The sequence below is a fragment of the Pedobacter hartonius genome, from assembly GCF_900107535.1.
GTDB classification, from domain to species: Bacteria; Bacteroidota; Bacteroidia; order Sphingobacteriales; family Sphingobacteriaceae; genus Pedobacter; species Pedobacter hartonius.
The window spans coordinates 146297-161452 of the sequence record NZ_FNRA01000003.1 but is presented as its reverse complement, the minus strand read 5'-3'; the positions used below and the strand labels follow the sequence as shown (position 1 = coordinate 161452).

Annotated in this window: 11 protein-coding genes; 6 read left to right on the top strand and 5 right to left on the bottom strand. The window is 46.4% G+C overall.

Going from position 1 to position 15156, the window contains the following annotated elements:
* Positions 1–123: 123 nt before the first annotated feature.
* From BLW16_RS06720 to BLW16_RS06700, 5 genes are read right to left on the bottom strand one after another with little or no spacing between them, the layout of a single operon-like run.
* Positions 124–372, bottom strand: a complete 249-nt coding sequence (locus BLW16_RS06720; RefSeq protein ID WP_090555806.1) for a hypothetical protein — start codon at positions 370–372, stop codon at positions 124–126.
* Complete coding sequence (locus BLW16_RS06715; RefSeq protein WP_090555805.1) at positions 347–1864, bottom strand: S8 family serine peptidase; 1518 nt, start codon at positions 1862–1864, stop codon at positions 347–349. The genes BLW16_RS06720 and BLW16_RS06715 overlap by 26 nt, the downstream gene beginning before the upstream one ends.
* Positions 1865–1901: 37 nt before the next feature.
* Positions 1902–2270, bottom strand: coding sequence for a hypothetical protein (locus BLW16_RS06710; RefSeq protein ID WP_090555804.1), 369 nt, complete (start codon positions 2268–2270; stop codon positions 1902–1904).
* A gap of 34 nt (positions 2271–2304) precedes the next feature.
* Positions 2305–3381 (bottom strand): hypothetical protein, encoded by a 1077-nt coding sequence (locus BLW16_RS06705; RefSeq protein WP_090555803.1) that lies wholly within the window; start codon positions 3379–3381, stop codon positions 2305–2307.
* Between the two features lie 5 nt (positions 3382–3386).
* Positions 3387–3755, bottom strand: a complete 369-nt coding sequence (locus BLW16_RS06700; protein ID WP_090555802.1) for a hypothetical protein — start codon at positions 3753–3755, stop codon at positions 3387–3389.
* Between the two features lie 318 nt (positions 3756–4073).
* Here BLW16_RS06700 and BLW16_RS06695 point away from each other — a divergent pair, with 318 nt between their 5' ends.
* From BLW16_RS06695 to BLW16_RS06670, 6 genes are all read left to right on the top strand, one after another.
* On the top strand, positions 4074–4409 hold the full coding sequence (locus BLW16_RS06695) for a winged helix-turn-helix domain-containing protein (protein ID WP_245735157.1): 336 nt from the start codon (positions 4074–4076) through the stop codon (positions 4407–4409).
* A 68-nt stretch (positions 4410–4477) separates the two neighbouring features.
* Positions 4478–7081 carry a TonB-dependent receptor gene (locus BLW16_RS06690; protein ID WP_217631524.1) on the top strand — a complete coding sequence of 868 codons (2604 nt, stop codon included), beginning with the start codon at positions 4478–4480 and terminating at the stop codon, positions 7079–7081.
* A 146-nt stretch (positions 7082–7227) separates the two neighbouring features.
* Positions 7228–8598: a serine/threonine-protein kinase gene (locus BLW16_RS06685; protein WP_090555800.1), complete on the top strand. Its 1371-nt coding sequence runs from the start codon at positions 7228–7230 to the stop codon at positions 8596–8598.
* Positions 8599–8617: 19 nt separating this feature from the next.
* Entirely contained in the window at positions 8618–9562 is a 945-nt protein-coding gene (locus tag BLW16_RS06680) for a hypothetical protein (RefSeq protein WP_090555799.1), read from the top strand.
* Positions 9563–9565: 3 nt separating this feature from the next.
* Complete coding sequence (locus BLW16_RS06675; protein ID WP_090555798.1) at positions 9566–11197, top strand: PP2C family protein-serine/threonine phosphatase; 1632 nt, start codon at positions 9566–9568, stop codon at positions 11195–11197.
* Positions 11197–15153 carry an FtsW/RodA/SpoVE family cell cycle protein gene (locus tag BLW16_RS06670; RefSeq protein WP_245735156.1) on the top strand — a complete coding sequence of 1319 codons (3957 nt, stop codon included), beginning with the start codon at positions 11197–11199 and terminating at the stop codon, positions 15151–15153. Before BLW16_RS06675 ends, BLW16_RS06670 begins: the two co-directional genes overlap by 1 nt.
* The last annotated feature ends 3 nt before the right edge of the window (positions 15154–15156 follow it).

Below are 15156 nucleotides of genomic sequence, written 5' to 3'. Positions count from 1 at the left end.
CCACGCTGTGGGAAAGCAGGAAAGCATCAAACGAAAATTAAGGCACTCTGCTGCCCAGGATAAGGTATTATCTGTATATCATGCACATCATGAAGAGGAGGATGCCGATTAAGCGTGTGTTCGCTACAGAGAATCCTTTTTGGCCTTTTTGCCGGTTTCAGGAACTTTGTATTTTTTCTCGGGATAGATATTCCAGTCTGTACCCAGATCTGTCTGAAAGCCTTCAAGGCATGAGTCTTCAATTTCAACCAAAGCAGTGTTTGGTAAAAGGCTGCCATCCAGTACACGTACACCATGTGCATTTAATATCGCGGTCATTTTTTTGATGTCCGGTTCGGTGGTTTCCTTATGTTTTAGAATGAAGTTCGTCATTAGGGTATAACATTCCTTTTCCTTCAAAGTTAGCACCAAATCCTAAAAGTTTTGTATAAATCGCAAGATATTTCACCATTTCGTCTGCCCGGATCTGATTTCTGGCCATATTGAGGATTTGGGGGTTGCCAGCCAGTATACGGGCGGCCATTCCGGTGGCGGCGGGGCAGGCCATACTTGTACCGTCCATGATTGCATAGTGATCGCCGGGATAGGTAGAGATGATTCCGACACCTGGGGCGGTAAGGTCAGTTTCGGAACCCTGGTTAGAAAAGTCTGCAATAAAATTATTTTCATCCTGTCCGTAAGGCTCCTGAACGGTACCTGATTGTATGCTGTCATCAGGGAAGGTACCTTTTCTGCCCATGGCAGAAACAGCAATGGCCAGGCTGTATGCCGCCGGAAAGCTCAGGGGGCCACGATTATCATTGCCACTGGCGGCAAAACAGAGGATTCCTGCGTTATACGCATCTTTAATATAACTGCTGATCGCTTCATCGTCATGCGCTTCTCCCAAACTCATATTGATCAGGTCACACTTATCCTTGATGGCCTGGTCGATGGCTTTCATTATATCAAAATTGGAAGCTCCCTGTCCTTTCGGGAAAACACGGTAACTCATGATATCCGCACCCACGGCTACTCCCTTAAGATTGCCCAGGGCCCCTATGATCCCGCCAACATGTGTTCCATGCCCCTCATCATCATTGTAATCAGCTTCATTTTCACCCCTGACCATATTCCGGCCACCAAGTATCTTCAGGTCTTTATGTGGCCCAACACCGGTGTCTATAATTCCTATCTTTACTTTATGTTCAATGGGCGCCCATCCTGAAGTATCATAAAAATACCTTAGCGCATCTGTATGGCCTTGCGAGATTGGTTGCAGTTTAAAGGTCATCTCACTGCTGAGCGCCACGTTTGTCTGAAAACATCCCCAGTAGCTGTGTTCAGAGTAGATATAGACCCTTTCGGCGATTTTACTGTTGATTTTCAGGACAACTGTTCCTGTCTTGTCGGTAATGCCGGAAGCACCTCTGCTGGCTTCAAAATCGCTGAAAAATACGGCAGTGGCACCTGCTATGGCTTTGTTTTCCTGGTCGGTAATCTTCAGGGTAACCGATGCAGAAGCCTGCGCCTGGCTTAACTGGATCTTTATTCTCTCTCTGGCGCATACGGCAGGCCTGTAAAAGCGTTCGGGAATGATTCTTATACCGGGGTAAGAGAACCTGAAGTTCGCTAGTTCTTCATTGCTGATGTTGATCAGTTTGGCACCTTCGGTATCAATGGAATCCAATACTTTAACGGCAATTTCATCGCCGGGCTGTGCAGCACTTTTCCGTACATTTAAAGTGATCGTTGTGGTTGCTTCAGAAGATGACTGAAGCTCAGTAAAAAATTTTGCTACTTTCGGACTCTCTTGTGGGTTCACATGTGTTTTAGATACGGGTAGCAGAATGTAATTTTCCGAAAATTTGCTTTGGTTTTTCATAGAATTAAAATTTGAGAAATGCGCTTAAATAGACTTACTACCATTTGGTGTTGAACCGCCTTGGATATCTTCGGGTTTGTCGCAAGCCGGCAGGTTGTATATCGCCCGTACCTGCTTTTCCTATGACCTGGTTTGTTCCGGTAGCCGTTGCGTAAATAAGAAAGCCGTTTAAAAGGGCAATGATATATTTAAGTAAATGGCCATCGTTAGTCGCGGTAACAGCGGCCGCGAGGAACGAGATGAGGATGGAAACCAGTAATGCCAGCCATTTGGGATTGTAATTAAATACCTGTTGTATGGTTCCGCAAATGATATATACGGCACCTGTAGCACCTGCTAATGTGCCAAGGGAGGCAGTTGTGAAAAAATCTCCGGGAATTCCCGGTTGAGGATCAAGAACTTGCATAGATTGAATTTAAATAGTTTATAATACTGCCGGGTCATTCAGGGAAATCCCTGCTCATGATGGTGCCAAAGGCGTACTTGGCAGTTATGCCGAAGGATAGCCGCTCATGGAAACGGTCTGTGCTGTGCAGATGATTGAAAAGGTCGTTAGACTGCGCGTAAAGTCCTCCGGCAAACTTTCCTTCACTTTTGTAGAAGTTAATTGCTGTACCAGCCTGGATGACCTTATTGATCCGGCTTTCGTTTAAGGGAAAGATCCAGCGGGTATATAAAGTATTCCATACCAGCCTGTATGCATCGCTTACTTTTGCAAAATATAAGGCATCTGTTCTAAAGTTAACCCTGTTGTAAGCAACATAATCTCCACTGTAAGCATGGTATTTCACTTCGGTAGACAATTGTGAATTCCCGATAGTAGTGATATTGGTCAGCTTATAATCTGTACTGAGCAGGGAATCGATGTTGTTATAGCGTTCATAACCTGCGGATATACCAAGTGTCCATCTGGAACCATATTCATAATTGATACCAATGTCTGCAAATGCCCCGCGAAAGCTGATGTTGTTAAATCTGGCCGCCAGTGAACTGTTATCCTGATCAGAATAAAGCTTGAAATTATCAGTATTTAACCCAGTATTTAGATAGATATCCAGCGCTTTGGAGGGCTGTTTTTTCCGGCCGGCCTTCACCTGCTCATTCAGCTGCCTGATCACATTCATGGCTTCCTCATTTGGAAAGCCTTCTGATGTCTGAATTTCCCGGATCCTTTTCAATAACTCAAATGCTGAAGTCTGGTAACTCTTCCTCAGGCCGATGAATCCGCTGATCCTGGATTTCGGGGTAAACTGGCCGCCGTTGAATAACTCAGACAGGCCCTCGCTGTTACTGCCCCTGGCTGACAGGCCCCAGAGTATTTGCTGTGGCTTTTCTATAGCCAGGTTTCTAAAGTTATTCCAGTTTGCAGAAAGTGCTGCTTCTGAAAGGTTAATGGAAATGCTGGAAGCATTGAGCAGGATAGAAGATTTGCCACTGGCATCTTCAGCTACCAGTTGTCCGGAGGCCGTCAGGTGTATGCCTGCCGCCAGAAGGAGGATGATGAAAAATGCTTTCATAAGGCTCAGCTGATCAGGTTATCATAATCCAGGTGTCCCTTGCCATCAGTTTCTACGCTGACAGGATTGGCGGCAACTGCCTTTCCGTCGATCTCGAGTTCCAGTGTCCAGAAATCACCGGTCTTTCCTTCGGCATACAGTGTTACCCGGAGGCCGCCTTTTTCCATCAGGCAGCGATAGGATTGTGCTCCCTTTGTTGAAAAACCATTGGGGTCAGCATCCTGGTCCTTTTGAAGATCAATATTTACATAACCAATGCTGAATCCATTTTCGAGGATGGCTGCAAAAGCAGATTTCTTTAATCTATAGGTGACGGAAACCGTTTTCCCGGGAGGTTTTACCGCTTCAGTGTGATTTTGTTTCAAGGTTCTCATACAGTCCGTTTTGGTACCTATTAAGTTAACAAAAACGAAAGATAAAAACAATAGTTTATGTTGTTTAGGTCAATTTTATTGAAAAATAAAATTGTTTTATTATAAATAATTTTATCCTAAGGTTATATGTCGCTATGTATAGCGCATTTCTGTCTGTTTAGGGGATAAACCCGTCTGCTGCTGCATCCTGAAAACAGCCTTGTCAGCGCAAACCGAAACCCATTTTAATACCGCAAACAGAAAAAGCCTTTTCTTTTTAATACCTTAATGCCCGGTAAAGAGGTTGATCATGAATACCTTTTCATAATGAACGAAAACATGGGTTTAGAATTAAACGGAAAGCTCTGGATAGAACTGAACGGCACCAGATTAATAGGACCGGGCAGGGTGGAGCTGCTGGAGCGTATCCGGGAATGCGGATCTATCCGTCAGGCGGCTATTCAGATGAGCATGTCGTACAGGCAGGCCTGGCAAATGATAGAAGATATGAATGCCCGGCTGGATTCCCCGGTAGTCGTTTCACAACGTGGTGGTAAGGGCGGGGGCAATGCTATAGTTACTGAAAAAGGACTGCAGGTTATTGCAGAATTTAAGCTCTTTTATACGAAGTTCCAGCAGTTTCTGGAAAAGAACACCCTGGCTATTAAACTATAGAATTTTTTTATAAAAATTAAAACAATATCTTCATCTTCGTTATTCCTGAATATGTATAACGAAGCGCTATGAAGAAACAACTACTCTCAGCTATTTTCCTGTTTGTTCTAACCTTAGCTTACTCAGGCTTAGCTCAGGCACAAACTATTGATACTACCAGGTCATCCGCAAAGAAAACTCTCAAACCGGCAAAAATACAAGATACACTACACAGACTTTCTGAAGTAGTAATTACTGCCTCCAGAACGGAGGAAAGTATTCTGCGTTCACCTGTAAGTATAGAACGTGTGGATACTTCGGCTTTTAAACTTTCGGCAGCACCCTCTTTTTTTGATGCCCTTGAGAATATCAAAGGCGTTCAGATGATCACCCCGAGCCTGGGTTTCAGGATCATCAATACCCGTGGTTTTGCAAATACTACTAACGTCAGGTTTACGCAAATGGTGGACGGTATTGATAACCAGGCACCACATATCGGTGCCCCGATCGGAAATGCAATGGGTCCCAGTGATCTTGATATCGAACATGTGGAAATTATTCCCGGCACTGCGTCTGCACTATATGGCCTCAATGCCATCAACGGGCTGGCTAATTTTATGACTAAAGACCCATTCACCAGTGAAGGGATCAGCATTCAGCAAAAGGTGGGTTTGAACCATGTAAATGACCAGGAAACTTCGGCGAAATTATTTAATGAAACCAGCATAAGGATTGCCCATAAGATCAGCAACCGGCTGGCCTTTAAAGTTAACGGTACTTTTACCAAGGGGTACGACTGGATCGCAGATGACAGGACGGACCTGAATGCGAAGGCGAATACCGCGGTAGGTATTGCAGGCGGTACCGCAAACCCGGCCTACGATCCTGTGAGTGGCTACGGAAATGAATCCTCTAACCGCAAGACGGTCACACTGGACGGCAAGCAGTATGTAGTTGCCAGAACCGGCTATTACGAAAAAGAAGTGGCAGATTATCACCTTCAAAATATAAAGGCAGATTTTACCCTTGCTTATAAAATCAGTCCTAAAGCATTGCTAACCTATACCTACCGTTTTGCTGATCTGGATAATATCTACCAGCGCTCTAACCGGTTCAGGTTACAGGATTACCTGTTGCAGCAGCATGCCGTAACTTTTAAAAATGATATCTTCAGGGCAAGTGCTTATGTAACTACCGAAAATACGGGTAAATCTTATAACCTGCGTTCTGCGGCAGAGAATGAAGACAAAGCGTTTAAGTCTGATACCCAGTGGTACTCAGATTTTACCAAAGGTTTTAATCAGTCGAGAGCCCTCGGCATAGCAGTGCCACAGGCGCTTACGGCAGCAAGACAGACTGCAGACCTGGGCAGGTTACAACCCGGTACCGCTGCCTTCCAGAATACGCTAAACGAACTTTCTGAAGTAAACAACTGGGACATCGGATCTGCATTACGTGTGAAGGACCAGATGTTGCACGTGGAAGGACAGGCAGATCTTTCCAAACTGATCGGGCCGGACTTTAAGCGCCGTACCGGTTTGGACCTGCAGGCAGGCTTCGACCACCGCAGTTATTTTATTCAGCCGGACGGAAATTACTTTATTAACCCCGATCCGGCAAAAACCGGGCAAACCTTTTCGTACAGTAAAACAGGTGGTTTTATCCAGGTTGGAAGAGAATTCTGGGACAATAAGCTGAGGCTTACCGCAACCCTCAGGGCAGACCGTAACGATTACTTCAGCACTAAATTCAATCCCCGTTTCACAGCCGTTTTTTCTCCTGTAGAGGAACAGAATATCAGGGTATCCTTCCAGAGCGGATACCGTTTTCCGAGTATCTTCGAGGCTTTTTCCAACGTGAACAGTGGCGGGGTGAAACGGATAGGTGGGTTGAAGATCCTTTCCAATGGGGTGCTGGAAAACGGTTACCTGAAAAATTCGATAGATGCTTTCCAGGCCGCGGTCACCAATGATTTCAATGCGGGCTTGTCTACCAGCGCCGCAATAGAAAAAAATAAAGGCCGTCTGGTCAAAAACTCTTATGATTATATTAAACCTGAGCATATCAATTCATTTGAGATAGGGTACAAATCTTTGTTTCTCGACCGTAACCTGAAACTTGATGCAGATTTTTATTACAACAAATACGAAAACTTCATCGCCCAGGTGGAGATGAGTGTTCCCAATACCACTGTTCCCGATTCTATCCCATACGCGCTGAATGACAAAGCCAAACAGAGCAGATATAGGGTTTGGACAAACTCTCAGAGTACGGTTTATAACTACGGAGGAAGTTTTGGGCTGTCTTACCGGATCATGAGGAAATATACGCTCGGGGGGAATGTTACCTATTCTAAGCTTGACCGTACTACCAATAACGACGGCCTCGAAGATGGCTTTAATACACCTGAATGGATCTACAACCTGTCCTTTGGCGGAGAAAGATTATACGGGAGGCTGGGTTTCAATGTGTCTTATAAATACCAGAGCAGTTATTATTCACAAACATTTTTGGTGAACGGAACGGTTAAAAGTTATGGAAATACGGATGCACAGGTAAATTATGATCTTTTCAGTCACAAGCTGAACGTGAAGGTTGGCGGAGCAAATGTTTTCAATAAATACTATTATTCATATCTCGGCGGCCCTTCTATAGGAGGTTTTTATTATACTACCTTTACTTATAGCATGTAACCTCATTCTGATTTAACTTTTTACCAGCATCGATTATATCCTGATATTAAATGGAATTTTAATAAATTAGGGCTATACTATTTTTGATGAACGTTGGAACCAGAATTGTAGTATTATTGCCGACATACAGTGTAGAATTAGCTTAGATGAGTAAAGTATTTACAATTACTGAAGGTCTGGAGAACATGGGAGCATTGCGAACAGGTGGCCAGGGTTCAGTATATAAGGGGCGGCGTTTTGGCCCCATTATCACTGCAGTAAAACTGCTGCCTACGCCTGTTCATATGGAAAACACTGAAGATAAGAATTTCAGGAGTTTTCAGAACGAAGTAGAAAAACTAAAGAAAGTAAATGAGGAGCCCAATCCGAATGTGGTCAAGATCCTGAATTCAGGGATTACTGAAAGCGGGTCTTTCCCTTTTATAGAGATGGAATATATTGACGGCCCTGACCTGGAGGAACTGCTGAAGGAGCCCCATGAACGGATCTTTACGGTGAAAGAGGTGATCAAGGTGGCCGATCATCTGGCAAATGCCCTTGCGCATTGCCATAAAGTGACCGTGAAACACGGTGATATCAAAAGCAATAACGTAAAATTTAACATCCATACCGGCAATTATGTGCTGCTTGATTTTGGCCTTGCGGCCATGTCTGACGAACAAAGGAGAACCAGCATCAGGCATGCCGGCGCCATTGAATTTATGGCACCTGAGCAGAGTGAAGGGCAGATGCTGTTTGAAACGGACGTCTATAGCTATGGTGTGATCCTGTATGAATTACTGGCAGGACAGGTGCCTTTTCCTTTAACGGATAACGGACAGAAGTCGCGCAATGAGGTACTTGTTGGCCACCTGGAATTAGCTGTGCCCGATATACTGGAGTTACGGCAGCGCAATATACCCGAGAGCTGGTCCGAAGCAAAAAAGACGCATGAAATGCAGGTACCGGGCTGGCTGCTGACCGTGATTGAAAGGTGTCTGGAAAAACTGCCGCAGAACAGGTACGCTGATGGCATAAAATTGCAGGAATCAATTGTGAAAAACAGTATCGCAGATGCCGGAAATACCGGTACAGCTGTCCGTATTGCTGATGCACCTGATACCTCTTTGCTGCAAATGGAGAATGACAGGCTGCAAACGCTGCTCCGCAATTACCAGGATACAGCCGGTGGAAAAGCAGATTCTGGCATAGTAGTGATCTCTAAACCTGTATTTTTTGTGCTGATCATGGGCGTAGTGCTCATGGCCGCATTTCTCAGTTACTTTTTATTGTTTAGAAACACAGATCAGAAAGTCAGGAGATCACAACCCGACCGCGTAGTTGTTCCTGATACTTCGGGCAAGTCTGAACGCAAGGGCTACAGCTGGGACAGGGAAAAGGAGCGCGATACAACTGATGCAGATACGACAGGAAGGGCTTATTATGAAGGAGAAGCCAGACCGGTGCAATTGAAGCCCGTCCCGCAACCAAAACCTGATACCACCGCGATGGACCTGGATACAACAGTACATTTTTAGGTTTTATAAACAGAATTAAATGGCAGAAAAACCAACCTTTTGGAAAAAGACAGGCCTTCAGGACCTCTTCCTTCCTTCAGAAAAAACGCAGAAGAAACAGATATACAGATCTTTAACGCCGGATGAAGTGTACAAATATATACTGGACAAATTTAAGGAGTCTATTGCAGAGCTGTCTTTCGCAAACCGCATTGTTTTTTATCATGAATATATCATCTGTTTTAATGACGAAGATTACAAAGAGTTCCTTGCCCATAAACAGGGGCTTTTCGGGATTATTGTTCATGAATCAGTAAACCAGTTCTACCAGTTGCTGGATGAGTACCGCAAGGCGGGAAAAACGGTTGAGCCATCAAGCTCCAAATGGGTATTCCGGCTGGTCTCTCATCCCGATTATGAAAGGGGAGATAAAGGCTTTATCGGAAAACTTTTACCAGGCACCAATCAGAAGGCTGAAAACCTGCGGGTTACTTTTATTCCACGGCAGACCGGCGTTGCCGAAACACTTGATGTGAACCAGGAAATATTAAACGGCTTTACCTACTACAGTGAAGGGTATTATGAAATACCTTATGCGCCGGATTCCGGAAGCAGCAAACAGGCAGATCAAACGCGGCAAAAAGGTTATGCCAGGCTGGAAACCATTATGCCTGACGAGAATTTCAGGGGTAAGAAACTGGAATACCTGATGAACAGCGAACAGATCACCGTCTCAGGTAAGGACGAAAGCAGGAAGGAGCCTTCGGTTTTCATTGTTCCGTCCGACTGGGTGAACACCCCGCACCTGAGCATCCGCCATCAGGGAGAGGGCAAATTTCAACTGGCTTCTTTTGGTGAAAAAACGATCGTGAATGAGATTGAAGTACCGCGGAGTGAAGAGGATGCCCCGGAATGGGTTGATTTACCCTTCAACTCCCGGATACTGCTGAACGGAATTATTGGCATAAATATTTTTAAACCTTAAAGGATGGTAAGTTATTTGTTTGGCATTACAGACACCGGTATGGTGAGGGATAATAATGAAGACGTATTCATTGCGCAGGAAGTAATGGATGCGCGGTTCCTGATTGCCGGTGTAATTGATGGGGTAGGTGGTTATGAAGGAGGAGAGATTGCGGCAGCGCTGACGAAGGACGCAGTGCTGACTGAACTGACGGTGATCGGGCCTGATGTGCTCACCCAACTCGAAATTTCCTTTAACCTGGCCAATGAAGAAATTTATGCAAGGAAACTGGAAGACAAACAGCTGGCGAATATGGCTTGTGTGGCCACAGTTGCGGTGCTTGACAGGCAAAATAATCTCCTGCATTATATCCATGTCGGAGATACCAGGCTCTACCTCTTCAGGGACAATTCTTTGATCAAGCTGTCCAGCGACCAGTCGCCCGTTGGTTTCCTGGAAGATTCCGGGCGTATCTCAGAGGAGGCCGCAATGCAGCATCCTAAACGGAATGTCATCAACCAGGCACTCGGACTCGGTACACAGGACGAGATGGCTGAAAGTTATTTTGAAACCGGATCCTCACCTTTTTTACCCGGAGATCTCATCCTGGTCTGCAGTGATGGCTTAACTGATATGGTCAATAAAGAGCAGATCATGGCGGTACTCAGTACTTCTGCACCTTTAAAGGCAAAAGCGGAGAAGCTGGTTGCAGCAGCAAATGCGGCTGGCGGAAATGATAACATTACCATTGTGCTGGCTAAAAATGATAAGGTTCCCGTGGTGCACCCCGTTTTAAGGCCTGTGGCAGATCTGTTTTCGCAGGGCACCCATGATGTTCCTGCTCCTAAGGCAATAACAAAGGAAAACGATCCTGTTGTAAAAGAAAATATGGCAGCAGAGGATAAACGTTCTGAGATTTCATCTGCTGACAAGGGAGCTGAAGATATTAACGCAATGCCAATGGATAACAGTCCCCGGATTGTGCCGGTGGAAAATGATAATGTAGAAATAAGGCCGGCTAACAGACAAAACAATCCTTTTTTAAAGCAGGAACATGCTGCTGCCTCAGGTAGCCTTGCAGAAAGTGCGCATGGTTTGCCCAAGAGCAATAAAGGCCTGCTGATCCTGCTTTCGGTATTGTGCGTTTTGTTTTTGGCCAGTACCTCCTGGTTGTTCTTTACCAATCCCCCGGTAAAACTGAAAGGTTCCGGCAGCCTTAACGCTGTACAGGCAGCCGGCCCGAACAGACAGGAGAAAATGATCAGCGATACCTTGTCCAAACTAAAGGGAGACACATTAACGCTTTCTGCAGCGCTGTTTAAAGGCCCGGTACGTCTGAGCCGCTCGTTAACCATTAACCGTGATACCCTGCTGATCAAAACCTCCGGAGACGTAATCTTTCAGCGCGACTCCGTATATAAAGGGCCTGCGCTGGTGTTGTCCCCGGTATGTAAATATATAGTGATTGACGGACTGGTGCTGGAGAATTTCGAAACCGGGATCATATCCTATAAAAATGTGCTGGATTTGAAAAATGTCCGCTTTAACAATTGTAAATACCCGCTGCAGGTATTATTTGAATTTCCTGACCATTCCTATGTCAATGGAAGGGTCTCTAAACGTGCTTTCCAGGCAGATTCGCTGGTAAAGAAATAATGATGGATAAACAACAAAAGCAGTCTGGCGGAAGGATGCAGGAGCGGATCAGTATTGTGCTCATCGCAGTGGTATTACTGGCAGCGTTCTTCAGGCTTTCCGGGGTATTGCAGGAACGGATGAAAGATGTGAATAAAGGTCTGGCAAACGGAACGGTTGTTAACCTGAACGCCCCTGATCCTGCGAATGCAGTTAAAGCATTGCTGGCCACGGGTTATTATCTGGATGACCCTGCCGATATTGATATGATAGGGGCAGTAATTGCCGACAGGCAAATGGCTGATCCATTCAGTAACATCGGCGACCTGAATAAAAGAAAATTTAACGTGTCAGCCGATGAAGCGGCAAAACATGGCGGCATCTCTTTTAAAAAAAGGGTAGCTGTATCAAGAGCGCTGCTGGGCTTCACGGGCAATGATGAAAAACGTTTTGAGCAGGAACTCAGTGCCCCGCCATCCATGCCTGCTGTGCAGGATCTTGGATCGGGAACAGGGGTGCTAAAGGGAAACGTTACCCATGCAGGAACGGAAGTACCCGGAGTATTGCTGCGGCTCAGGACGGTTTTACCGGCTGACAGTGTAGATGCAAAATCCTTTACGGCTTATGCCAGAACTGATGCAGACGGGCACTATGAATTTACCGGGCTGCCTGAAGAAAAAGCCTATGAAGTCATCCCTTTAAAACCAGGTGCCGAATTCGGACAGGTGAAAGGTGTTCAACGTTTAAACGGACATAAAACACTGAACTTTTCTGAAAGTATCCACACCATCCGGCTGCTCTCCTCTAGAGATTTTAATCACCTTAAAAATGATGCTGCGCTGGTAGTACGTACACCTGAGGATTTTAACAGGTGGTACTGGCTGCTTGCCGGTAGTATATTGTTTTCCTTTCTGCTGTTGCATATCCTATTGTCTTTGCGTTTTCCGGCTGCAGACCAGGTGATACTGCCCCTGTTAATGCTGCTGACAGGCTTTTCCTTTCTCACCCTTCTGAGTTTGCAGGACCCTGTGCGCGACCGCTTTCTGGCAACCGGCTCCCTGCTGTTTCTATATCTTGGCGTGGCAGGGATTTGTATATTGTTATCATTTAACTTGAAACACTTTACGGCAGATTCAAAGTTGTACAGGCTATTTCTTTTTACAAAAAAACGTTCGGCAGCCAATGGCTGGCCATGGATTACCCTTGCTATTGCCCTGCTAACGGTCATGCTCCTTTTTGGTGCGGGACCTGAAGGAAGCGGCGTGAAGGTGAATTTGCTTGGCATTCAGCCCAGCGAGGTGGTGAAGTACATCGTTGTACTTTTCCTGGCCGGGTTTTTTGCCCTGAATGAGCAGTTTATTGCTGCATATTCCAGTTGGAAAAAACGCTGGTCGTTCTTTTCATTTGCACTCGGTGCCATCGTATTTACCCTGCTGCTGTTTTTATTGCTTGGTGATCTCGGCCCCGCAATAGTGATCTGTTTTACGTTTATAGTGCTGTTCTCTTTTTCAAGAGGAGATTTTATGGAAATGGCCGCTTTTGTGATCCTCTATATCATCGTGGCCTGGTTTATACAGAACGTATGGCTGGATGCGCTGCTCACCTTTGCTGTATTGTGCCTGTACCATGTGCTGAAGAAAAAATCTTTCAGCGAATCGGCGCTGATGGCGCTGCTGGTGATCACCGCTTTCCTGACGATCGATAAGATCCCTTACCTGGACAGGATAGTTCCCGGGCCGGTAGAAAGACTGACAGACCGTAAGGCCATCTGGCAGGACGCCTGGGACAATGAGGTGTATGGTGGAGACCAGGTGGCAAACGGGCTCTGGGCAATAGCCAGTGGCGGCATCACCGGGCAGGGAACCGGCAAAGGTTTTGCAAAAACCATTCCTGAAGCACATACGGATATGATCCTGCCGGCTATAGGGGAGGATTTTGGCTGGCTGGGCATCGCCTGTGTTTTTGTGCTGTTCCTGATCTATCTGCACCGTTCCATCCTGATCGGGAGGCAGACGGGCACGCCTTTCCTGTTTTATATCTGTGCCGGAATCGGCATCTGTACCTTCATCCAGTTCCTGCTGATCGCAGGTGGTTCGTTAGGTGCATTACCGCTGTCAGGCGTTTCACTTCCTTTTGAAAGCTACGGAGGCTCTTCGCTGGTGATCAATTTTGTGGCCGCAGGTTTTCTGCTGTCGGCTTCATCGCTGAAAGGAACTGAAGGACAGATGAAATATATCACTGCACAACAGGACAAAAACCTTGTGCCGGCTTTACTGGCCGCTTGTATAGCGGTGTTATTACTGCTGGTCAACGTATCCAGGTACAGCTTCAGGAATGCACAATGGGTAGTTAAACCCGCCCTGGTAGCCGACAGGGGCGGAAGCAGGATGTTTAGCTATAACCCCAGAATAGGAATTCTGATGAAAAAGCTGGAAGCCGGTACGGTGTATGACAGGTCGGGCTTAATCCTGGCGACGAGTAACCCGCAGCTGATCAAAAAACAGCAGCAAAAGCTGAGGGATGCCGGTGTACCGGGCTATGACCTGGATTCTGCGAAACACAGGAGGCCGTTACGATACTATCCGTTTGAAGAACAATTGTTCTTCTGGACGGGAGATGCAAATACCGGGGTTTTCAATGGTGGCATCAACGGGTATTTTGCAGAATATGAACACGCGGCGGAGCTGAGAGGCTTTAGAATGCCGCTGACCAGTTATAATTTGATAGCTTCCCGCTACCGGGAAGACCGTTTTCTGCCCCGGGGGCGAAAGGAAATGACCGTTGTGAAGCGGGATTTCTCTGCTTTGTCTGCCCTGCTGATCTCGGGACTGGACACCAGTGAAATTGCCAGGTTTAAAAAAAGAAACAGGGATGTGAAACTGAGCGTTGATGCAGACCTGCAGACACATCTGCAGGCTGCACTTGCGGCCGATCCTGCTGTGCGGGATAACAGGGTATCTGTGGTCGTGATGTCATCCGCAACAGGTGATGTGCTCGCTTCTGCAGTATACCCTTTACCGGCAATAAAAAACTGGGAGCAGCTCACGATGAGTACTGCAGATCAGAATAAGCTGGCGGACTGGACCACCACTGCCGATCTTGGATTTACCGTAGCCACGCAGCCAGGATCTACCGCCAAGCTGCTTACGGCAATGGCAGCATTCAACAAACTCGGGCCTGCTGCCGCAAGGCAGACTTACCTCGTGAAAGCCAATGAAAGGATCCGCAGTGGCGGACCGGAACCTGACGAGACCGGTAATATTGATATGGAAAGGGCAATCGTAAAATCCAATAACGTGTATTTCATAAAGCTGGCCAATGAGCAGCATTTGCAGGAACCGATGGGAGAGCTGTACCTCAAGACCGGGATGTTCCTGCATGGTGCAGGCGGGTATTATTATGGCAGGACGTCTCCGGATCCGGAGCAAGAAGAGCACTGGTTTGCGCTATGGCGCAGAACTGAATTCAAAAGCCCCTATAACCCTAATAACATCTACAGGAACAGGGCAACGGGTATTTCCGGTATGGCATGGGGGCAGGGGGAGCTGATTGCCACCCCGGCATCCGTCGCGCGCCTGGCTTCGGCAATTGCCAACCAGGGGAAACTGGTGCCTAACCGTTATGTACTGAAGCTGAATGACTCAACGGTAAACAGTAAAGAGGGGCTGGCCCTGGCCAAAGATCCGGCTGCTGCAGCTTTGCTAAAGCAGTACATGATAGCGCAAAGCGCGGGCAAAGCAGGTGTATTTGGCCTGTCCGTAGCAGGGAAAACAGGCACGCCTGAGAGAATGGTCAAAGGCAGGAAAGTGAATGACGGCTGGTATGTGTTTTTTGCACCTGAGACCAATACTGACGGATATACGGTAACTTGTATCCGCATAGAGGCTACAAAAGGTTCATCTGATGCAGTGAAGCTGGCCGGGGATGTGGTCATACCGTTGCTGGTACAAAAAGGGTATATAAAAAGTATAAACTGATAA

Excerpts from the sequence above, each read along its gene's own strand:
- BLW16_RS06720 (WP_090555806.1), bottom strand. The coding sequence starts at position 372 with ATGACGAACTTCATTCTAAAACATAAGGAAACCACCGAACCGGACATC.
- BLW16_RS06715 (WP_090555805.1), bottom strand. The coding sequence starts at position 1,864 with ATGAAAAACCAAAGCAAATTTTCGGAAAATTACATTCTGCTACCCGTA.
- BLW16_RS06710 (WP_090555804.1), bottom strand. The coding sequence starts at position 2,270 with ATGCAAGTTCTTGATCCTCAACCGGGAATTCCCGGAGATTTTTTCACA.
- BLW16_RS06705 (WP_090555803.1), bottom strand. The coding sequence starts at position 3,381 with ATGAAAGCATTTTTCATCATCCTCCTTCTGGCGGCAGGCATACACCTG.
- BLW16_RS06700 (WP_090555802.1), bottom strand. The coding sequence starts at position 3,755 with ATGAGAACCTTGAAACAAAATCACACTGAAGCGGTAAAACCTCCCGGG.
- BLW16_RS06695 (WP_245735157.1), top strand. The coding sequence starts at position 4,074 with ATGGGTTTAGAATTAAACGGAAAGCTCTGGATAGAACTGAACGGCACC.
- BLW16_RS06690 (WP_217631524.1), top strand. The coding sequence starts at position 4,478 with ATGAAGAAACAACTACTCTCAGCTATTTTCCTGTTTGTTCTAACCTTA.
- BLW16_RS06685 (WP_090555800.1), top strand. The coding sequence starts at position 7,228 with ATGAGTAAAGTATTTACAATTACTGAAGGTCTGGAGAACATGGGAGCA.
- BLW16_RS06680 (WP_090555799.1), top strand. The coding sequence starts at position 8,618 with ATGGCAGAAAAACCAACCTTTTGGAAAAAGACAGGCCTTCAGGACCTC.
- BLW16_RS06675 (WP_090555798.1), top strand. The coding sequence starts at position 9,566 with ATGGTAAGTTATTTGTTTGGCATTACAGACACCGGTATGGTGAGGGAT.
- BLW16_RS06670 (WP_245735156.1), top strand. The coding sequence starts at position 11,197 with ATGATGGATAAACAACAAAAGCAGTCTGGCGGAAGGATGCAGGAGCGG.